Annotated in this window: 18 protein-coding genes and 1 pseudogene; 12 read left to right on the forward strand and 7 right to left on the reverse strand. The window is 57.5% G+C overall.

Going from position 1 to position 21,173, the window contains the following annotated elements:
* Window positions 1-36: 36 nt before the first annotated feature.
* The 6 genes from caiA (at window position 37) to LG373_RS04390 (ending at window position 7,851) form a co-directional block, all read left to right on the forward strand.
* Complete coding sequence (gene caiA / locus LG373_RS04365; protein WP_114566023.1) at window positions 37-1,188, forward strand: crotonobetainyl-CoA dehydrogenase; 1,152 nt, start codon at window positions 37-39, stop codon at window positions 1,186-1,188.
* Window positions 1,189-1,260: 72 nt separating this feature from the next.
* Window positions 1,261-2,475, forward strand: a complete 1,215-nt coding sequence (gene caiB, locus LG373_RS04370; RefSeq protein WP_114566024.1) for an L-carnitine CoA-transferase — start codon at window positions 1,261-1,263, stop codon at window positions 2,473-2,475.
* 220 nt (window positions 2,476-2,695) lie between these two features.
* Window positions 2,696-4,270: a crotonobetaine/carnitine-CoA ligase gene (gene caiC, locus LG373_RS04375; RefSeq protein WP_114566025.1), complete on the forward strand. Its 1,575-nt coding sequence runs from the start codon at window positions 2,696-2,698 to the stop codon at window positions 4,268-4,270.
* Between the two features lie 226 nt (window positions 4,271-4,496).
* On the forward strand, window positions 4,497-5,369 hold the full coding sequence (locus LG373_RS04380; RefSeq protein ID WP_114566026.1) for a MaoC/PaaZ C-terminal domain-containing protein: 873 nt from the start codon (window positions 4,497-4,499) through the stop codon (window positions 5,367-5,369).
* A gap of 152 nt (window positions 5,370-5,521) precedes the next feature.
* Window positions 5,522-6,937, forward strand: coding sequence for an MFS transporter (locus LG373_RS04385; protein ID WP_114566027.1), 1,416 nt, complete (start codon window positions 5,522-5,524; stop codon window positions 6,935-6,937).
* A 167-nt stretch (window positions 6,938-7,104) separates the two neighbouring features.
* Complete coding sequence (locus LG373_RS04390; RefSeq protein WP_225749109.1) at window positions 7,105-7,851, forward strand: class I SAM-dependent methyltransferase; 747 nt, start codon at window positions 7,105-7,107, stop codon at window positions 7,849-7,851.
* A 217-nt stretch (window positions 7,852-8,068) separates the two neighbouring features.
* Here LG373_RS04390 and LG373_RS04395 read toward each other — a convergent pair whose 3' ends face one another.
* Window positions 8,069-8,686 (reverse strand): class I SAM-dependent methyltransferase, encoded by a 618-nt coding sequence (locus tag LG373_RS04395; RefSeq protein WP_216528461.1) that lies wholly within the window; start codon window positions 8,684-8,686, stop codon window positions 8,069-8,071.
* Window positions 8,687-8,890: 204 nt separating this feature from the next.
* Window positions 8,891-9,868 carry a helix-turn-helix domain-containing protein gene (locus tag LG373_RS04400; protein WP_225749110.1) on the reverse strand — a complete coding sequence of 326 codons (978 nt, stop codon included), beginning with the start codon at window positions 9,866-9,868 and terminating at the stop codon, window positions 8,891-8,893.
* A 268-nt stretch (window positions 9,869-10,136) separates the two neighbouring features.
* Between LG373_RS04400 and LG373_RS04405 the strand changes: the two genes are divergently transcribed.
* From LG373_RS04405 to LG373_RS12300, 6 genes and pseudogenes are all read left to right on the forward strand, one after another.
* Complete coding sequence (locus tag LG373_RS04405; RefSeq protein ID WP_225749111.1) at window positions 10,137-10,793, forward strand: MptD family putative ECF transporter S component; 657 nt, start codon at window positions 10,137-10,139, stop codon at window positions 10,791-10,793.
* A gap of 10 nt (window positions 10,794-10,803) precedes the next feature.
* Window positions 10,804-11,610, forward strand: a complete 807-nt coding sequence (locus LG373_RS04410; RefSeq protein WP_225749112.1) for an energy-coupling factor transporter transmembrane protein EcfT — start codon at window positions 10,804-10,806, stop codon at window positions 11,608-11,610.
* Complete coding sequence (locus LG373_RS04415; RefSeq protein ID WP_225749113.1) at window positions 11,607-13,106, forward strand: ABC transporter ATP-binding protein; 1,500 nt, start codon at window positions 11,607-11,609, stop codon at window positions 13,104-13,106. Before LG373_RS04410 ends, LG373_RS04415 begins: the two co-directional genes overlap by 4 nt.
* 502 nt (window positions 13,107-13,608) lie before the next feature.
* Window positions 13,609-13,794: a hypothetical protein gene (locus LG373_RS04420; protein ID WP_225749114.1), complete on the forward strand. Its 186-nt coding sequence runs from the start codon at window positions 13,609-13,611 to the stop codon at window positions 13,792-13,794.
* A 28-nt stretch (window positions 13,795-13,822) separates the two neighbouring features.
* A complete protein-coding gene (locus LG373_RS04425; protein WP_225749115.1) occupies window positions 13,823-14,818 on the forward strand; it encodes a hypothetical protein in 996 nt (331 codons plus the stop codon).
* 214 nt (window positions 14,819-15,032) lie between these two features.
* A pseudogene (locus LG373_RS12300) lies at window positions 15,033-15,337 on the forward strand (YjdF family protein).
* 447 nt (window positions 15,338-15,784) lie between these two features.
* Here the strand turns inward: LG373_RS12300 and LG373_RS04435 are convergent.
* From LG373_RS04435 to LG373_RS04455, 5 genes are all read right to left on the reverse strand, one after another.
* The gene (locus LG373_RS04435; RefSeq protein WP_225749116.1) at window positions 15,785-17,227 is read right to left on the reverse strand and encodes a hypothetical protein; all 1,443 of its coding nucleotides are present in this window, start codon (window positions 17,225-17,227) and stop codon (window positions 15,785-15,787) included.
* A gap of 390 nt (window positions 17,228-17,617) precedes the next feature.
* Window positions 17,618-18,520 carry an Abi family protein gene (locus LG373_RS04440; RefSeq protein WP_225749117.1) on the reverse strand — a complete coding sequence of 301 codons (903 nt, stop codon included), beginning with the start codon at window positions 18,518-18,520 and terminating at the stop codon, window positions 17,618-17,620.
* A 624-nt stretch (window positions 18,521-19,144) separates the two neighbouring features.
* A complete protein-coding gene (guaA, locus tag LG373_RS04445; protein WP_225749118.1) occupies window positions 19,145-20,128 on the reverse strand; it encodes a glutamine-hydrolyzing GMP synthase in 984 nt (327 codons plus the stop codon).
* Between the two features lie 260 nt (window positions 20,129-20,388).
* Entirely contained in the window at window positions 20,389-20,766 is a 378-nt protein-coding gene (locus LG373_RS04450) for a hypothetical protein (RefSeq protein ID WP_225749119.1), read from the reverse strand.
* A gap of 89 nt (window positions 20,767-20,855) precedes the next feature.
* A complete protein-coding gene (locus tag LG373_RS04455) occupies window positions 20,856-21,104 on the reverse strand; it encodes a VF530 family DNA-binding protein (protein WP_216528472.1) in 249 nt (82 codons plus the stop codon).
* Between the last annotated feature and the right edge of the window lie 69 nt (window positions 21,105-21,173).

Raw genomic sequence — 21,173 nt, forward strand, 5'->3', positions numbered from 1 at the left:
GGATCCCGCTGAACACATACAAAAAGGAGGATCGTCATGGATTTCAAGTTGACGGACGAGCAGGAGCTGATCGTCGATAGCTACCGCGAGTACATGGAAAGCGAGAACTGGGAGACCTACTTCCACGAGTGCGACGAAGCGCACGAGTACCCGCTTCGCTGGGTGAAGGGCCTGTGCGAGCTGGGCTTCGACCAGATCATGCTTCCCGAGAGCCATGGCGGTCTGGGCCTTGAGCAGCCGTGCGTGACGCTGATGGCCGTGTACGAGATCCTGGGCAAGTACGGCGCTCCCACCTACGTGCTGTATCAGCTGCCCGGTTTCGAGACCATCATCCGCGAGGGCACCGAAGAGCAGATCGAAGCCGTCATGTCCACGCTGGGTTCCGGCGAGCAGATCTGGAACTCCGCATGCACCGAGCCGGGCGCCGGCTCCGACGTGGGCGCGCTGGCCACCACGTACAAGCGCGAGAACGGCAAGATCTACCTGAACGGCACCAAGACGTTCATCACCTCCTCCGCTGGCGTGAAGTACCTGGTCATCATGGCCAAGAACGCTGACGACGAGTCCGTGTTCACCGAGTTCTTCGTCGACATGTCCAAGCCGGGCGTGAAGCTGTCCCCGCTGACCAAGCTGGGCCTGCGCATGGACAGCTGCTGCGAAGTCTACCTGGACAACGTGGAACTTGAGGAAAAGGACATCTTCGGCAAAGAGGGCAACGGCTTCATGCGCGGCGTGTCCGACTTCAACTTCGAGCGCTGGCTCGTGGGCGCGTGTGACTACGGCACCGCTATCTGCGCGTTCGAGGACGCCATGGCGCATGCGAACTCCCGTATCGCCTTCGGCAAGCCCATCAGCCGCTTCCAGCTCAACCAGCTCAAGATCACCGAGATGTGCATCAAGCTGACCAACATGAAGAACATGCTGTACGAGGCTGCTTGGAACGCCGACAACAACGACGGCAACTTCAACGCCGCAGCGGCCGCCATGTGCAAGTACTACTGCGCCAACGCCTCTTTCGAGGTGACCGACGACGCCATGCAGATCATGGGCGGCATCGCCGTGGCCAGCGAGCATCGCATCAACCGCATCTGGCGCGACCTGCGCGTCGACCGCGTTTCCGGCGGCACCGACGAGATGATGATCCTGGCCACCTCCAAGGGCGCTTCCATCAAGTACAAGCAGAAGTAACCTGCCGCTCGTCCACGGGGGCGCGGATAGCGCCCCCGCATCCTGAAACCCATGCGAACAAGGAGGAACAACATGGCAATTCCTACCGACAAGCCGTCCTACGGCCCCCTCGACGGCGTCAAGGTCGTCTACGCAGCAGTCGAGTTGGCCTGCCCGAAAGCAGCCGACCTCATGGCCGACTGGGGTGCCGACGTCATCTGGCTCGAGAACACCGGCGCGGGCGACACCATCCGCGATACCGCGTACGTGAAGCAGGCCGAGCGCCGCAACCAGCGTTCCGTGGCTTTGAACTACTTCTCCGAAGAGGGCAAGAAGGTGTTCTTCGACCTTGTGAAGGATGCTGACATCTTCATGGAGGCATCGAAGGGCGGCACGTGGGCGCGCAAGGGCATCACCGACGACGTGCTGTGGGAGCTCAATCCGAAGATGGTCATCGTGCATGTTTCCGGCTTCGGCCAGGAAGGCGACCCGAAGATGGTCAAGCGCGCTGCGTACGACCTGACGGTGATGGCTTACTCCGGCATCATCATGCAGAACGGCACGGAGGAGCAGCCGATGCTGCCCGGACCGTACGCCGGTGACTACTTCAACACGCTCATGATCGCAAGCTCGGCGCTGGCGGCCCTCTACAAGGCCGAGAAGTCCGGCAAGGGCGAGAGCATCGACTTGGCCATGTACGAGACGCTGCTTGCCATCGGCCAGTACTACCTGGTGGACTACTTGAACGAGGGCATCAAGTGGCCCCGCCCCGGCGCGCGCAACCAGAACCTGTGCGGCATCGGCGAGTTCAAGTGCAAGGACGGCTTCCTGGGCGTGTGCCTGTACGGCGTCGACCAGAACAAGTACTTCCTGGAGACCATCGGCCTGGGACATCTGTGGGGCACCGAGGACATTCCCGAGGACACGTCGGGCCTGTGGCTGTCCAACCCGCATGCCGACGAGATCCAGAAGGCGTTCGAGGAGTACTGCCTGGCGAACTCCAAGTACGACATCGAAGAGGATTTCGCTGCGCACCGCATCGCTGCCCAGGTGGTCAACGACATGGAAGATCTCGTGAAGGAAGAGCACCTGAAGCTGCGCAACACGTGGGTTGACTGGGAGACCGTCGACGGCGAGACGTTCCACGGCTTGGGCGTGTTCCCCAAGTTCAAGAACAACCCGGGTCAGATCTGGCGTCCGATGCCGCATCAGGGTGGCGACACCGTGGACATCATGACGAAGCTGGGCTACACGCCCGAGCAGATCAACGAGCTGGCCGAGGCCGGCGTCGTGAAGATCAGCGAATAAGGTCCATGCGTTTGGCGGGCGGCTTGCGATAGGCACGCCGCCCGTAGCGCGGTTCCGTTTTCAAGGGACCGCCGTCCGGTGAAACCGGATGCGGGTGCGCGGCCCGAACGTTCCGCGCACCCGCACGATGCCGCCTTCCGAAAGCGAAGCGCGGTCGAACGGCGGCATCGTGCGGGTAGGGGATTGAACGAGGGGTCGAAGGACGAGAAGGGTGAGACGGGTGACCGACATCGTAGGAAACGAAACGCTGCGAAGCCTTTGGACGGGACTCGTCGACTCGTGCGGTGACCGCACGTTCCTCATCTTCCAGGATCGCGAGGGCGCGACGTGCGAGTTTTCCTACAGCGCGTTCGACCAGGAGATCAACCGAACCGCCAACCTGTTCCTCACGTTGGGCATCGAGGCGGGCGAGCGGGTGGCCGTGCAGATGCACACCTGCCCCGAGTTCATGATGTGCCTGTTCGGCTTGGCGAAGATCGGTGCCGTCATGGTACCGATGAACGAGCAGTACCTGGCCGAAGAGGCGGCGTTCGTGCTCGAGCGTACCGGCGCGTCGTGCGCAGTGGTGGAGGCGGATTTCGTCGGCCTGTACGACGGTTTGGCTGACGAGCAGGGCTATCTTGCCAAAGGCGTGTTCGTTGCGCGCGGTTCGGCAGATGCCGAAGCGGGCTTGCCCGCTTCCGTTCCGGTGCGCTGTTTCGACAAGGCGCGCGCGTGCGAGCCGACCGTGCTACGCGAGGAACGCCCCCTTGCCTCGGACGACCCGGTTGAGATCATCTTCACGTCGGGCACGACGTCGTGTCCGAAGGGTGTTGTGCTTACGCATGCGAACATGCTGTTCAGCGGCTTGTATGGCGATTGGGAAGTGTCGCTTACGCGCGACGACCGCATGCTTTCGACCATGCCTGCCTGCCATTCCAATTTCCAACTGGCGGCGCTCACCCCGGTGCTCACGGCGGGCGCTACGCTCATCGTGGTGGAGAAGTACAGCGCGAGCCGCTTCTGGAAGCAGATCCGCGACTATCGAGCCACGGTCGTGCAATGCGTGGCCATGATGCTGCGCACCCTGCTGCTGCAACCGGTCGATCCGAACGAAAAGGATCATTGCCTGCGCGAGATGCTGTATTTCCTGGCCGTTTCCGACGAGGAGAAGCGCACGTTCGAGGAGCGCTACGGCGTGCGCATCATGAACACGTACGGTTCCACCGAGTCGATCAGCTGGGTGCTTACCGACCCTCCGACCGGTCCGCGTCGTTGGCCGAGCGTCGGACGCCCGGGCTTGGGGTACGAGGTTCGCATTGCGGGCGACGACGGCGTGCAAGCCGCTGCGGGCGAATTGGGGGAGATCCAGGTCAAGGGCACGCGCGGGCGCACCATCATGAAGGAGTACTACAACGACCCCGAGGCTACGGCGCGCACGTTCACCCAGGATGGATGGCTGCGCACGGGCGACAAGGGCTACATGGACGAGGACGGCTGGTTCTTCTTCGTCGACCGCAAGGCCAACATGATCAAGCGAGCGGGCGAGAACATATCGGCCAGCGAGCTTGAAAGCGTGCTCATGCAGCATCCCGCCGTCGACGAGGCCGCGGTGATCGGCGTGCCCGACCCTATTCGCGACCAGGCCGTCAAAGCCTTCGTGAAGCCGCGCGCGGGCGTCGAGATCACCGAAGGGGAGGTGCTGGCGTTTTGCGAGGAGCACATGGCGGGCTTCAAGGTCCCCTCGTTCGTCCAGATCGTCGACGACTTTCCGCGCACGTGCTCTATGAAGATCGAGAAGAAGTTGCTGAAGTAACCTGTTGTCGGCGACGGGCGGCCCGGGCGGCATCCAGTCGCTCGAACAGTCCTCGCTTCGCTGCGGAACTCGCTTGGTGGATACCGCCCGGGCCGCCCGTCGCTGCGAAGTCTCTTGAACGTGCTCGACTTTCGACGAGAGCGGGGAAAGGGGTCGGTGGACGGGGCGTACTTGAGAACCTGGTGAATGGGTGCTGTTTTTCTGGTTGGGAGATAAGGAGAGGGTCATGGCTATTAGCACTGAGATCGTGGGCAAGGAGTTCGGGCCGTTCGTGCGGGAGTACACGTTCAAGGATCTGGAGATTTGCGCGCTCGGCTGCAACGCGGGATTCGACGGCAAGACCGATCTTGAGTACGTGAACGAGCATGACGCGGAGAACCCGCAGCTCAAGGTGCTCCCCATTTTCGGCGTGCCGTTGACGGTGCACGAGGAGATGACGCGCACGCTTGACTACGGCTACAACTACGATGGCTCGCTGCATTACGGGTTCGAGATCAAGCTGCATGCTCCCTTCCCGATGGGCGACCGCATCGAGACGTTCGTGACGCAAGACGCGCTGTACGACCGCGGCGAGGGCCGCGGGTGCCTGTCGAAGCAGACGGGACGTTCCTTCGCCTCCGACGGGACGCTGTTGTGTGAAACCGAGACATGGGACGTGTGCATCTACGACGGTGGATGGGGCGGGCCCAAGCCGCCGAAGGACATCGTCGAGATGCCTGATCGTGCGCCCGATGCGGTGGTCGAGGAGACGATGCCGCTCAACATGCCGCTCATCTATCGTCTTATGGGCGATTGGCATCAGCAGCACATCGACTTCGCCTATACCGAGCAGACCGGCCTTGCGCGTCCGATCGCGCACGGCGTGAGTTTGGGCGGCTTCGCCATGCGCCACATCATCAGCTCGTTTTTCCCGGGCGAGCCTGAGCGCATGAAGCGATTCAAGACGAGGATCACTTCGCCGGTGCTTCCGGGCACCGCGCTTCAAACTCGCATGTGGAAGGTGGGGGAGAAGGAGATCCGCTTCCAGTTGGTGGATGCGGACGTGGACGAGACGGGCGCGAAGCCGCACTTGAACTTCGGTATTTGCACCTGGGAGTAGCAGGTTCAACCGGGCGGGGTCGATCCTTGGGCTGAGGGTGCCTGAAAGACCGTTGCTTCGCTCCAAGGATATTTCAGGAACCCTCAGCCCAAGGATCGCCTCCTGCGATTGACGCGGGCGGAGCTGGTTTTAGCATGTGAGGAGACGAGAGCATGGATGATGTGAAGCAGATCACGCAGGTGACGAGCCCGACAATGGGCGAGGCGATGGACGGTGCCAAGCAGATTGGCGAGGGTATGGTGGGCAAGGTGAAGAAGTCCGCCAAGAAGACCATGGACGACGTTGCCATGACCCCGTTTTTGCGCAAGATCACGTTTTTCTCGAGCGGCGGCTCGTTTTTGGACGGGTACGTGCTTTCCCTGATCGGCGTGGCGCTTACGCAGATCACGCCGCTGTTCAACCTGACGGGCGCCTGGAGCGCCGCTATCGGCGCGTCGGTTCTGCTGGGCATCTTCGTGGGCACGATTCTCGGCGGTTACCTGACCGACCGCATCGGGCGCAAGAAGATGTTCATCGTCGACATCGTGGCTATCGGCCTGTTCTCTATCTTGAGCGTGTTCTGCGCCGACCCGTTCCAGCTGGTTTTGGCGCGCTTTTTCATCGGCGTGTTCGTGGGCGCGGACTATCCTATCGCCACGTCGCTCATTGCCGAGTTCACCCCCAAGCAGCATCGATCCATTTCGATGGGCATGGTGTCGGCTGCGTGGTATCTGGGCGCTACCGTTGCGGCGTTCGTGGGCTACTTCCTGTACAGCGTTCCCAACGGATGGCAGTGGATGCTCGGGTCGGCGGTGGTTCCCTGTATCATTTTGCTGATCGGCCGTCACGACATTCCCGAATCGCCCATGTGGCTGGCGCAGAAAGGGCGCACCGCCGAGGCCGACGAGGTCATGCGTCGCGTCTTCGGCGAGGGCGTGGAGCTTGAGCTTGAGGAGCCGGGCGAGAAGACCAGCCTGCGCAAGGTGTTCGCGGGCGGCTATGCCAAGCGCATCGTGTTTCTGGGCATCTTGACGCTGTGCCAGGTGGTGCCTATGTACGCCATCTACACGTTCGGTCCCGAGATCATGACAGCGTTCGGCTTGGGCGAGGGGCACGAGGCCATCTTGGGCGAGAGCGTGGTCAGCTTGTTCTTCTTGATCGGGTCTATTCCGGCGATGTTCTGGCTGAACTCGATGGGTCGCCGCCCGCTGCTCATTCGTTCGCTGGCGCTTATGGCCGTGGGCTTGGTTATCCTGGGCCTGTTCCCCGATGCTCCCGTGTACGTGATCATCGTGGCGTTCGGTTTGTACGCATTCTTCAGCGGCGGGCCGGGCATTTTGCAGTGGCTCTATCCCAACGAGCTGTTCCCGACCGAAGTGCGCGCGTCGGCGGTGGGCGTGGCTATCGGTATCTCGCGTATCGGCACCATCATCGCCACGTACGGTACGCCGCTGTTCTTGGCTGCATACGGCATAGGACCCACCATGCTTGTTGCGGCGGGGCTCGTGATCCTGGGATTGGTGCTGTCGGTGCTCATGGCGCCCGAGACCAAGGGTAAGTCGCTTCTGGAGACGAGTTCGCTGGACTAGCGAGGCGCCGTGCTGCATCGGCATTCGGCACTAGGCGGTATCCGGTTAAAAAACAACCCTGCATTTGGGTTGGGCACGGTGGTATAGTCGAGGGAGTTCCATGACGGCTGCCGACGAGGGAGGGTGCCGCCCTTGTCGGGCGCGACCTTCTGGATTCAGGAGCGAGCATGTTGGAAAATCCCAAAACCATAGACGAGCTTGTCGGCTTGCTTGATTCGTTGGGGGTGGAAACCCGCGGGCGTTCGGAGGAGCAGCTTTCCGGGGAGGGCTACTATGCGGCCCTGCCGCGCCAAGGGTACAGCTCCCGCTGCGAGATGTCGCTTCCCGATGGTCTTTCGGGCAAGCGCGTGCTGGATCTTTTGTGCCGTAGCGGCAAGGGCGCTTACAAAATTGCCGATCTGGTAGGACCGGACGGGTTCGTTTTGGGAATCGATCCCGACGAGGATCGCATTGAGCACGCACGAGAGCAAGCGGCTCGCAACCATCCTCAAGGTGACGATTGGAGGCGAACCCTTGCGTTTGCGCAGGGGTGTCCCGAGGATCTGCGGGCCGCCGGCGTCAAGGATGCGACGTTCGACGTGGTGGTCGTGAACAGCGCGCTCAACCTGGTGCGCGATCTGCCGTCCGCGCTGCGCGAGATCGCGCGCGTGCTCGTATCGGGAGGATTTCTGTACCACGCGGGCGTGTTCGCCGAGTCTCCTTTGTCGAAAGATCCGATGAGCCGGCTTGCTGCGCGCGGCAACGTGTTCGGCGCAGCACGCAGCAAGCGCACGTTCGAGCGCGCCGTCCGGGAGGCGGGTTTCTCGACGTGCGTGTTCGCCCCAGGCGATGGCGTGGCGCCGAGCGGCTTCGAATTCACTCCCGAATTGGTCAATCGCAGGTTCCAAACGTCCGTCGTCCGTGCGAGCGTTTAAGGGGCTGCAGGCGGCGTCGGAGGCAGACGACTTGCTTGCCGCACGATTCTTACTGCAATGTTGCGCTCGAAGGGCATGCAGAGCGACGATCTTCGGTGCGACTGTGCGTTTCGCCTGGTCGCGGATGCTCATTGCCGACGAACGGGTTTCAATATGCGCCCGAGCGCAACATTGGGAACAGAATCGTGCATTCGGGCGTGGTTGACGCGCCGGGCGCCTAGGACTTCATTCCTATCAAGACGCATTCGGGGACGGGACCGCCTTCGACCAGATTGGCGCTGATCACATGGAAGCCGCAGTTTTGGACGAAGGAAGCCAGTTCTTCGGACGTCCATTCGTGGAACGTCTTGAAGCCGACCGCCTCCATCAATCGCAGCCTTGCAGGGGATGCTACCCGGTCGTGGACGAACGTCGGGGCCAGCAGGAAACCGCCCGGTTTCAGAACGCGATGCGCCTCGTGCAGTGCGAGTTCGGGTGCGGGCATGACGTGCAGCGCATTGGCGACGACCACGGCGCCGAAGGACGCTTCGCGATAAGGAAGGCTCGTGGCGTCTTGCACGGAGAAAGAGACGCGGCTTTCAGGCGATCGCGTGCGAGCCTTTTCGATCATGGCCTCAGAGAAATCGGTAGCCTCCCAAGAGCGGACTCTCCCTGCAAGCGCGAAGGTCAGCTGCCCGGTTCCACAGGCCAGTTCAAGCACGTCGATGTCCCTTTCCAGCCAATTTCTCAATTCTCGGCACAGCTGAGGGTAAGGTCCGTTGCGCCTTTCGACAAGGGGCGCGTACAGAGGCGCGACCTTGTCCCAGAACTTCTTGTTCGGTTCGCTGTTCGACATAAAGCAGCTCCTGGTTGGGCGGGGAAGGGGGGTGCTTGCGACTTGTGCTTCGCGCGGCTTTCGATCCGTGCTTCAATTAGAAATTAGCTATATCTAACTTTGGATGCTACCGCTCGCGATGCTCTTTGTCAAACCGACGGGCCAATCTAGGCGGTCGGGTGGAAAACGGAAGACGGGACGGCAAAGGGCCGCATGGACCCTGCGCTAACGCATTCGCTTGCCGCGCATGGCGCTTGGGGCTATGCCGGTATGACGTCTGAACGCCTCGGCGAACGCCGCCGGCTTTCTGTAACCGACCTTTTCGGCAATATCGGCCACGGGCATGTTGGTGGTCCGTAAAAGTTCGGCAGCTTCTTCCATGCGCGCTTCGGTAACGAAAGCGTTGGGGGACGCTCCGAAGTAGCTTTTGAACGTTGCCTTGAATTTCGTTTGGCCCATGCATGCGCGATGGGCCAGCACGTTGCAGGTAAGGTTTGCGTCCAGGTTGTTTCTAATGAAGCTGCCGACGTTGTCAAGCGATTTCCGGTCGTCGAGCGGCGACAAAGCGCTTTCTCGTCCGGCATCCTCTTCTTCGATCTCGCTTGCTCGTTTGATGATGAGCGCCAGCGCTTCGGCTACGGCCCCTTCGTAAAACAAGTCAGCCGCCATGCCGGCTCCTCGATAGCGTTTGATCTGCTTGAAGAGGGCGATGAGCTCCGGGCAGTCCGGTCTTCCGTCGACGAGCAGGAAAGCCTTGCGCATGTCGGGTATATTGCCGAACCGTTCATGCAGGTAGGTTCTGTAATAGTCCGGCGATACGGTGATCGACGTGGCCTGCACGGTCGAGCCAGGAAGAAAGCGCGCCACGTACTCGTTTCCTTCGCTCGCGATGTAGGTGGAGACCGTTCCGGGCCTCGGCGTGGCAGTGCGGGCTTTTGCGATCAAGCCGGCTTTGTCGTAGTAGCTAACTGAAAGGTGCTCGGTATGGCGAAAGCGCATGATGCCTTGGCTTTTGAACTCGATTCGAAAAGCACTGACGGCGAAGAAGTTGTCTCGAGAATAGACCCAGTATTCGCCCGAGCCTTCTTCGTTGTCCATCCGGTACGAGCATCCGGCTTGCGCATAGGAGCGCTCCGACGCGACCGGCGTCATGTTCCATTGCTGAAACGCCTTGTCGTACAGGTCGCTTTTTATATCGAGCATGCTCGCGTTCCCCTTCCTTCGATTGCCGGTGCCCTCTGTCGTCATTGCGAAAAAATCAAACAGCCGAAAGAACGCAGGGCTCCCACTCCTTCGCGCACGGGTAAAGGCGTCGAAACGACGCAGCCTTGTCTGGTCGCCTTAATGCCGAAATCGGCCGGTTGTTGCTTGAGCCGCGTTTCCTTATGAACTCATCGACTATTGTAGCAAAAGTTAGCTAAAGCTAACCATAACCGATTGATAAGCCGTTGGCTTGAAAGGAGCGCTCGTTATGTCGCAAGCGGTATACGATCGAGGGGAAGACGCCTCGTCTTCTCAGTCCTCGAAACGAGGCGGGGGCTGGACTACCCATGACGTTTTAACCTTTGTCGTTTTCAACATCATCATTGTTGTTGTTACTATGGCGGCGAAGATGGTGGAGGACATGCTGCTATCGCCTCAGAATACTTTCTTCGTTGGGTCATGGCTGTTTCCGCTGCTCGCAACACCTTTTTACCTGGTTATGGCCGACCGTATAGGAAAACGCGGAGTGTTGAGCGCCTCGATCATCGTCTTCGGCATTTTCTACGCGATCATGGGCGGCTTGTATTGCATTCCCGTGGCTATCGTCGGCGCGATCGTGGGCGAATTGCTTATGTGGGGGAAGGATTCGTATCATAAGGTGAAACGCGTTGTGCTGGGCTACTACGTGTACTGGGTTGCATTCGCCTTCTACGGAATAGTTCCGTATCTGCTGTTCAAAGAAGCTTACATGCAGCAGTTGGGCGCGTACTACAGCGCCTCTGACATCGCTGCGATGGTGGCTCAATATACCGAGCTGCCATGGATTGTTCTTATGCTGGCTATGTTCGCTGCCGGTACGTTCGCGGGTGGTTTTATTGGCGGCAAGTTCTTGAAAAAGCATGTCCGCAAAGCGAAGATCGCGTAAGGGTTTCGCTATGGAGACGCCATTGGAAAACTGTACGGATCCGTTTTCTCCTCCTTCCGCAGTGCGGCAGCGTATCGAGCCTGTTGCGGCTGGAAATGGGTCTGCGCACAAGGCGGCTTTCTTGCATGCCGATATGAAGGAGGGCGTTCTTGGGCTGGATCCCCGTACGCATCTGCTTGTCATCCTGGCTGCGGGCATGGCGGCTTTGGCTATTGTGGGGCTGCCCGAACTCGTCGGTCTCCAGATCCTCTGCGCGGCCTATCTTGCGGCGAACGGCAGGGCGAGGCTGGCTGCGAGGATGTGCGTAAGCTTCGCGGTGATCTGCGGGCTCAGCTTCGTTCCGCTGCCCGGACTTTACGGCGTGCTGTTCGTAAGCCTCATGCACATGATGCCGCCGATGTCGGCGGGAAGCGCGCTTTTCACCCTCTCGCCGTCGGCTATCATGTGCGCCTTGCGCAGGTGGCACATGCCGAACCGCGCGTTGATCGGCGTATGCATGGTGTTTCGATTCGCCTCGATCCTTCCGTTCGAGTTCTCGTCCATAGTTCGCGGCCTTCGCATGCGAGGCGTGTTTCCTCGGGTTGTCGATGCGTTTTCCCATCTGGGGCTTGTGTACGAGTGCTTGTACACACCGCTTGTAATGCGCTGCTTGCGTTTGTCCTCCGAGCTTGCCGCATCGTCCGAATTAAGGGGGATTGACGTGCAGACAGGGCGTTCGTCGATATACCACGTGGGGTTCGCCGCGCGCGATGTCGTTGTTGTCGCGGTCTTCGCATGCGCATGCGCCCTCTTGTACGGAACGGGGTTTTACGTATGAGCGGGATGCCATGCCGGCGGACGGCTTCGGTGTTGCTGGAGAGCGCATCGTTTCGCTACGTCGATCAGTCCGAGGCCGCCGACGGGGCGGCGTGCGATGCGCGTCACGGTGTAGCGGGGAGTTTCGTAGACGATATCTCGTTCGAGATCAAACCGGGCGCCTGCACGGTTCTATGCGGACGTTCGGGGGATGGGAAATCGACTGTCTTGCGCATGATCGATGGGCTTGCAGGTACGTTTTTCCCGGGATGCCTTGAAGGGGTGGTTTGCGTTTGCGGAACCGATGTGCGAAAAGTGACCTCCTACGATAGGGCTTCGGGCATGGGCGTTGTGCTGCAGGACCCGCGGAGCCAGTTTTTCATGGGATTGGTTGGGGACGAGATCGCCTTCTCGTCCGAGAACCTGGGCGTCGATCCGGACGAAACCATCAGCAGGATCAACCGCGCTGCCGCATGGTGCGGTATCGACGCGCTTCTTGGAGAACGGCTGTCCGAGTTGTCGAGCGGTCAAAAGCAGCGCGTCGCCCTTGCGGCTGCCATAGCATGCAATCCCAAGGTGCTGATTTTGGATGAGCCGACGTCGAACCTGGACGCGCAGGGAACGGACGACCTCGAGAGCATCTTGATGCGCTTGAAGCAGGCGGGTGTTGCCATCGTGATTTCAGAGCATCGTCTGCATCGCATGTTGCCCGTAGCTGACGAGTTCGTTTGCCTGAAAGATGGCAGGATCGCGGCTCGATGGGATGCGCGGGCTTTCGCTGCTCTTTCGACGGAGGAAGCTGCTCGCTTTGGGCTCAGGCATCCTTCCATGGTCGCCGGAACTTTCTATGGACAGGAAAAAGCGGCACGCAGGTTTTCCGCGAAAGCGAGCGAGCGTGCGGGCGAGGATTGGATCGTCGAAGATGTTTCGTATTTGTATCCATCTACCAAGCGCGGCATCGCGTGCGTGAATGCCGTGTTCGCAAGCGGCAAGGTTACGGTTGTCGAAGGAGGGAACGGCGCGGGAAAAACGACGCTGGCAAAAGTGCTGTGCGGCGCCGCGAAGCAGCAGCGGGGATGCGTGGTGCGCGGCGGAAAGCCGCTGTCTCGTCGACAGAGGAGGCGGATGAGCTATTTCGTCATGCAAGACGCTGACTATCAATTGTATGCGGGGAGCGTGGCTGACGAAGTAGTGCTCGGTCGAAAAGTCGACGACGATTTGAAGGCGCGCGCGTGGGAGGCGCTTGATACGTTCGACCTGATCGATGTGGCGAATCGTCATCCAGCGAGTCTTTCGGGAGGCCAAAAGCAGCGTGTTACCCTTGCTGCGGCGTATTGCTCCGACGCGGAGCTCGTCGTGCTCGACGAGCCGACAAGCGGGCTTGACGGGCGCGGCGTGGCTGAGGTTTCCCTGTGGTGCAAGGAGCTGGCGCGGTCCGGCAAGACGGTGGTCGTCATCACTCACGATAGCCTGCTTGCCCGCTTGGCTGGCGATGCGGTTGTGAGCCTTGGGGAGTAGGGGCGTGGTGGGTGCTGGCTGTTGACGACTCGTTGGCAAGATGATGAGGCCATCGACAGCCAGCATTGACGTTGTGAGTGGGCGATACCCCACCGGGCTTTGCCCAGTCTAAGTGTAAAGTGCGGCAGCTCCGATAACGGGTATCGCCTAGCCTGATTCTACAGCGCAGAAATTTTCGGGAAAGACTTGATTCAGAGGTTTTTATGCGACGTTTTGTAAAACTTCGAAAAGATCTTAGCTTCACTATGAAGTACGGTGTTCTAGAACGGTGTCCGAGCTTCTTCGAAGAAAGGAATAAGAATTGCTCGAATACCCGTACTTTTCTGTTCTAGACGATGGGGGGCGATTTGAATTCGTTTCTTTAGATACGTTTATAAACTTATTGAATGCAAGAATATAAATTGAGTCGCGGGGCTACCGTCTTGCGCAATTTCTCATTTGTAATGGATGCAAAAGGGGCTTGAGCTGGAATTATTGTTTCTATTAAGGTTTTACGAGAGTAGTGAAAAAGCATGCCTTGAGGCTTGCTGCGCAGGGAAGAGCCATTATCCTGGTTGATGCAAGCGATCTTAAAAATATGGAGGACGGTCTGTCTCTGGAAGAATACATATTATTAGATAAAGTAGAAGCGCTGATCAAAAAAAACGGAAGATGGCTTCAGGCATTTATGCTAAGCGCCACCAATTGAGCCATTCGAAATAATGAAAAGAAGAGAGATGACAGGACGAGAGTATCGTAAGCCTATTTCTAAGCATCCTCCTCGTTATTGCGATAGCAGCGAGCGACGAATCATGATTGCGCCCTTCTCTCGCAAGATTACGGGCAAATGGGATGAAGAGTATGTTGTTGCCCGGATCATTGCGAATATGAACATTGTTGGGAGATGGCTTTCCTGCATTATGCCGAATCTTTATTTCGAATCGGGCTTGCGTTCTGGTCTTATGGTGACGATGTCTGCTCCTTCGCAAAGCATTGACCCCACTATGTCTTTTCCTGGCGATGTAGATATCCTTGCAATTCCATACGACGAAAACGACCTCGTTCTTTCTGAAACGATCGCTATAGAAATTAAAGTCTTGAGGGGAGACGGGCAGCGTCCTGGAAAATCGCCTAATAAATTCGGATATTCTCAGGCTGCGTCATTGTTAAACCATGGTTTTCCTCATGTTGCGGTCGGGCATGTGATTGTCACGGACGATCCTTTAAACAATCCCAATAGAAGCATGTTTGTGGCATCTGTAGGAAAAGGCGGTTTCATCACGTCTTGTGAAACTGTAAAGCTTGATATGTTCGAAAACGATCTTGCAAAACGTGACTTCGGGAGATTGGCGTGCAACCGCAGTAACGAGCAAATTGGCTATTTTGTCATGAATTATGATGGCGAGAGGATCTTTGAGCCAATGGGGCATTCGTGCATCCGCAATCAGAAATACTGCGAAAGGCTGGCCGACTGCGTGTACCGATACTACAAAGAGAACTACGAGCTGTTCTTTGAAATCCCGCGTTACTCCGACTCCGAAATCAAACTATGGGAAAAGCGAATCGAGGAAAATCCTGCAATAGAAACTCCTTGGGGCGTTTATCGGAAACTGTTTCGAGGCGAAAGAATACAAGAGGTCGATACCTTGCTTGCAATGATTGATGGACGGAATCGCATTGGATATCTTTGCCGCACGAAAGGTCAGGACTTTTTTCTTTGCGACATGAGTTAATTCCTCTTGCATGCTGTGTGGCTTTCGTCGCCACGAGTGTTTTTTAAAGCTACTTCAATCTACGCCTGAACTACGATGATCTCATCAAGGATGAAAACACAGTCTCCGTTGGGTAGTCGTGGGCGTGCGCAATGCGCATCAGCAACCTGCTTCCTTGGTCGTCCTTTCTCTGCAGGGCTTGTTTACTTAAAGGAGGAACAACCTGCAGATCGGCGTGTCGTCTACCCTGACCCTCTATCACGACGGCCGGTTTTGGGCGGGGATCGTCGAATGGATTAAGGACGGCAGGCTCCAAGCCGCCCGAATCGTATTCGGGACGGAGCGTCGGAGGGCGAGATCCTGCGATTTGTGGCGAGTGAATGGGAGGCGCTGTCGTTCTTCGGTGACGAAAGGTCTGACGAGCCGAAATTAGCGAAGAGTCCGAAGCGTCGCCAACGCGAGGCGTCTAAGGCGCTTGGCAATCCCGCTGTGAGCACGAAGGTGCAAGCGGAAGCAAGCTCGATTCGATCAGCGTTCTGAGAAGCGGAAGAGAAAAAGCGCGGACATTGGCGGGTGGGTCATGCGCCCGGTCGTGATCGTCGCGGTTGATTGTGCGTCTGAACCCGCCCAGTGGTGCGGGCATTCACTTCAGGCTCGGAGCCGCGTTTGCATAGAAGGGGCGACCTGCTGATTTTGAATCGACAGGTCGCTTCATTCGCTTGGATACCTACGGTTATTTTGAGGGACCTATTCTCACTCCGTTTTCGCAGTCTCTCCATGCGCATCACTTCGCCATCCGCAGTTACGCCGATCCGAACCATTGCGTAATCACCCCTATGATTGCCGCAGCCGAATCATAGGGGTGATACGGATTTCGCGCGTTTGCTCCCTGTTTGCACGTAGGAATTTGATAAACACTTTTGTGAGGAAAGCGAATTGCAGAGGTGTTTTTCCCGTAATGCTTTTCGCAACCCTTTTTAGATCGTTTTATTCCGGCAACTTGAATGTTACCTCGCCAGAATCGAAGAAGACCTCGATTGGCTCGTTATGGAGTGCATTGAGGCCATCAACAGAGTCGATAAACGGTGTAATGCGCGTATCGCCCGTTTCCTTCATTTTGGCAAGGGACTCGGCGATTCGGGTGTAGCGATAATCCCCAATCTTGGAGCTAACGTCGATAAGGGCTTCATCGACTGGACCGTCCTTTAGAACGGGTATCGACCCGATAACGCTGCCGATTGCATTGCTTGCAACGGAGACGCCGCCAAGCAGCATCGATTCCACGGTTGTGGCCGACTTTTCTATCAGACCATCAAAGCATTCGGTATAAAGCTCTCGGTACTGCAACGAATATCGCTGCAATTTGTCACAGACGCTTTGCAGGTAGCCTTCTTCAAAGTTCTCCAGAAGCATGACTTCAAGGAACCATGCATGGGCAAATTCGTAGAGCGCGAGTTGGTATTGGTCAAATTCTGCATTCAGAGCCTCAAGCTTTGAATTTACGGAAATATCACCATGTATCAGCGAGCCGTCTTCTTGCGCTTTCGAAATCCTGCCACGCCTGAATACAATCGCCTGTTCTGCGTCCTTCTTAATTTGCTGGACCAAGTGCAGTTTGGCTTCCTTGAACTTCTCGTTATTCCAATTGTGCTGATAGGCATCGGTTATCTCGTTTAAGGCATTAATATTGCCAATATGCTTTGCCTTCTCGTTATCCTCTATGAAATCAAGAATGGCCTGTTGTGTCTCTTTGATGTCATCGAGTTTTCTATCCATGTTGACAACTGCTGCAGCAATAAAGAGCGTCATGGGGTCAATGGGCACAACCGCCATGCTCGTCATGCTGAATCCTGAATCAACAGGAACGAAAGCGCCTTGGGTTAATCCGTTTGCCCCAGTGGTTGCTGAGAGAAACCCTGCTCCGTCTCCGCGGGCGAACGGTACAGCTCCGATACTCGGCGCGCTCCAGCGATACAAGGTTTCTCCGCCAGCAATCGAACCGTTTGATTGGACGGCTATCTGGCGGAACGAATCCGAAAGAGAAGCAAAGCCTGCACCAAGCGCGGCAAGCTCAGTCAACGGAAGTTTTACAACTCCCTTCGACGTTTGCCTGCATATTAATTCGTCATTCGACCCCGAGTCCTTTTCAGATAACTTCTGCAGTGCCTTGTTAGTTTCAGCGTGGTAAGTTGAAAGCTCTTGAGCCCTTCGCTTTTCATCTTCTTCCTGGGCATTCTTTATAGCGTCGGTAATACCATCAGCGGCAGACGCAGCAGCGCCACCGATTGCCTTAACAGCCCCTGAAGCCGTTTCGCCAACCGCATTCGCTGCTTCTTGAATTTTGCCTGATGTCGTATCGGCAACCTCGCCGGCAATTTTTGCAGCACTCTGAACTGCTTCTGCTGCCTTCGAGAAAAGATTAAACCCCATAATGTTCCCCTCCCATAGCTTTTCTATCTATACGCTCGCTCTTATAATGCCCTGCGATGCTTGTCATTCATTATATTGCTGATATGCACGACGGACTGCTCATTAGCGCCTTTGATGTGGATGACCAGCGCCCTAGGAATAAGCACGAAGCTGTTTGCATGCTTCTAAAGTCCAATAACGCAAGTATTTGGTGAAAAACACAAATTTGACCCCGATACCTGCACGCTCATCTTCAGCAATGGTTCACTTAGGGATAAGGCTGATAAAGTGTTAAGTGACGTCCTGGCCACAGTCCGTAGGATCGGACAGGACGTGCTCGAAGAAGGCGAGGTGAGCGTGTAGTCATGGGAGTACCGCTCGAAGTGGTGCGGCGGGTATGAGCGGAGAGAATTACTTCGGTTGCGGGAAGTAGATACCTTTTGCAAACTCCTGGCTGCTGTCCAAAAGCGCAGTGATCTCATCCGCAATGGTTGTGTCTCCGTCGATCTTTTTTCTGTAATGGTTCGCCATGATGATTGCGGCGTATGGTCCAGCTGGATCGTATTTGACGTGGCGAGGGCGAAGCTTCTTCTGGACGGGGCATTGGATGTCGAGCCTGTGATGCCATATCTGAGCATGGTGGCAGCACATATTACGAAGAACGGACAGCGAATGCACTACGCTGCCGAAGGGATCCCACTGCAACGATAATGACGCGGCAACTGCTTTGACCGAATCACGGTCAGCGAAATATTCGATCATGTTTGAAATATGGCCGAACGATACAACTTCCACAGCGGCCCAGATGGGAACCTTCCTGTAACGGCTGATCCTGCTTTCTAGGTCATCGCCATTAAATTCCTCATCGGCGAAGTGGGCTATAGAAGCAGCCTTTGTCCGGGAGAGGTCGCTCACAAGGCTCTTAACTATGTTTTCCCGCTTGTCGTTTAAGTTGAGATACGAAGATTCGCCAAGATAGAACGCTTTGTTCCCATGCGTACGACCGAGTTCGTGGGCAAGCGCAGCTCTTATGCCTATTTCGATTACGGTAAGTTGCTGGAACAGCAGCTTACGAAGCTGACTATCTAGCTCCATGATTTTCCGTATGTCGGCAAAGCTTGCGCCTTCGACGAATGCGTTGTCCCCGTATTCTGGATTACGCTGGAATTGGCGCGCATAGCCAGTAAAGCGATAGTAGTTCGTTGCTTTGAGAAATTTAGCGAGTTCGTCTGTATCCTCGCATTCGATTTTACGGTCGTAAACAAGCAAGCTAACAAGTTCATCTATGGTTTTGAATGGCTTATCCTGGGACATGGCGAGCCTTCCGCGGATACAAGGAGGCCCACCGCATTTCAGGACGCTAAGCGTAGCCTTGGGTGGGCGCTGATTTACTTAGTTTAAGTTTGTACAACCCATGGGTCAAGTAAAAGTTTGCCGAGTGTAGTGAAAGGGGGCGCGGCCAAGGTGGAGGATTGCGTTTACTCGCTCAACGTACAGAGATTTACTTCATTGACGAAGCTCATCGCGACCATAAGCGAGGTGGAGCGTATTTTAACCAGCATGATGACGTCGGATCGCGAGACAGTTAAGGTTGCTCTTGCTGGCACGCCTCATGTCGAGCAGAAGGGCGGTAGCAACACTAAGGAAGCGTCCAGGGTTGCATGCACATATCTCTCTTGCTGAACTAAGCCTTTGTCTCGATTGCACCCTCGCTGCTTCAAGCGGATCGCGGCCCGAGTCGCAAGAGGCGGTTTCACTAGCGGCGATGATTAATTCGGCTTCCTGAGGGCAGCGAAGGCTTGCTTCGTTCTGGTCACGATCCGCGAATTTGTAATATCCTGCAGCTTCAACTGCTGCTACTTCGTAATAGTCTTCATTAAGAAAGTGCCCGAAGAAACCCTCGGGCACTAAAGATAATCTATCGAACAAATGTACGTCTTACTCCCACTCGATCGTCCCGATCGGCTTCGGGGTCAGGTCGTAGCACACGCGGCAGATGCCGGGGACCTCGGCCAGAATCCGCGTGGTGATCTTCTTGAGCAGCGACCAATCCAGCTCCGGCACCTCGGCGGTCATGGCATCCACCGTGTTGACCGCGCGGATGATCGCCGGCCACTCGAAGGCGCGCACGCCGTCGCGCACGCCGGTCGCGCGGAAGTCGGGCACCGTCACGAAGTACTGCCACACCTTGCCCTCTAAGCCGGCCGCCGCGAACTCGTCGCGCAGGATGGCGTCGGCTTCGCGCAGCGCCTCCAGGCGATCGCGCGTGATGGCGCCCAGGCAGCGCACGCCCAAGCCGGGGCCGGGGAACGGCTGGCGCTCGACCATACCTTCGGGCAGTCCCAGTTCGCGGCCGATGACGCGCACTTCGTCCTTGTACAGCAGCTTGACGGGCTCGCACAGCTCGAACTGCAGATCGTCGGGAAGGCCGCCCACGTTGTGGTGCGCCTTCACGCCGTCGGACTCCAGGATATCGGGGTAGATGGTGCCCTGCGCCAGGAAGCTCACCTCGTCACCCACCTTGCGTGCCTCTTCCTCGAACACGCGGATGAACTCGGCGCCGATGATCTTGCGCTTGGCCTCGGGCTCTTCCACGCCGTCGAGAAGCGACAGGAAGCGATCGGTCGCGTCCACGTACACCAGGTTCGCATCCAACTGATTCTGGAACACGTCGACAACCTGCTCGCTTTCGCCCTTGCGCATGAGGCCGTGGTTCACGTGCACGCAGATGAGCTGCTTGCCGATAGCCTTGATCAAAAGCGCCGCCACGACCGACGAATCCACGCCGCCGGACAGGGCCAGCAGCACCTTCTGGTCGCCGACCTGCGCCTGAATGGCCTCCACCTGCTCGTCGATGAACGCCTTTGCCAGTTCGGGCGTGGTGATGCGCTCCATGTCGTCGGGACGCTTGTTGGGATCCATGCGGTCTCCTTTTTCTCGTCGGTAAGCCGGGCGCGCGGCCGCAGCCTTGGTTTCACTGGTGAGATTATAGCGGACGAACGGACGTCGAGAAACGGCGCTTTGGCGGCGACGGCTCGTAACCGCCCTTTCTAAACGAAATCTTCGCTCAGAATCTTGCTGCTTGGCGAAGTTCGCGCCGTGTCCCCGGTCGCGCATTCGATGCGTTCGTTCCGCTTGAACCGATCGCGTAAGCGGGGCAGGGTGCCCGACGCGCGCCGGCTTCAACGGCGTGATGCGATGAGGTGGTCGATGCGCTGGATAACGGGGTAGCCCACCAGCACTCCGGCAACAGAGCCGATGGCGATGGCAAGCCAGGAGTCCGGCGAAAGCGCCAGCAGGTTCAAGCTGCATGCGGCAAGCGCGCCGACCAAGCATGCCCACTTGAGCGGCATGTGCTGCCAGAGAGCATTGACCAAAAGGAAGGCGAGTCCTGCGGAGGCAAGAGACTGGGAAGCGGCGCGCATGAGTTCTTCGGCACCAGGCTGAACGAGCGCGGAAAGGGCGAACCATCCGGCCACGAGCGCCCAGCGCAGAACGACTATGGCGCACCGGGCAAGGTTGCGCTTCGCGGGAGGCTCGTTGTCTTCGAGGTCGTTCATGGCTTCATGCTACCTTGGGGAAGGCGGCTTCGTGATCTCGAATGAAAGCCGCATCCGTTTCGTTACCGGTAAGGAAACGGACTCTCGTCCTACTCCTTTCTCCAGAGCCCCGATTCCTTGTACAGCTCCTCCACCTTGTTGCGCGCCCAAGGCGTCTTGCGCAGGAAGTTGAGCGAGCTTTTAAGGTTCGGGTTGTTGCTGAAGCAGTTGATGTGGATGCGTCGGGCAAGCTCGTTCCAGCCGTACTCGTCCACCAGCTCCTCGAGCATTGTCTTGAGCGTGATGCCGTGCAGCGGGTCGTTGGGATGCTCGCGCATCTTTGGGTTGTCGGAGGCCATGGGTCGTCCTTCTCGTATTCGGTTTCGCAAGGTTCCATAGTACAAGAAAGGTCGCCCGCGCCAAAGCGC

The sequence above is a fragment of the Paraeggerthella sp. Marseille-Q4926 genome (genome assembly GCF_916618935.1).
GTDB lineage: Bacteria > Actinomycetota > Coriobacteriia > Coriobacteriales > Eggerthellaceae > Paraeggerthella > Paraeggerthella hominis.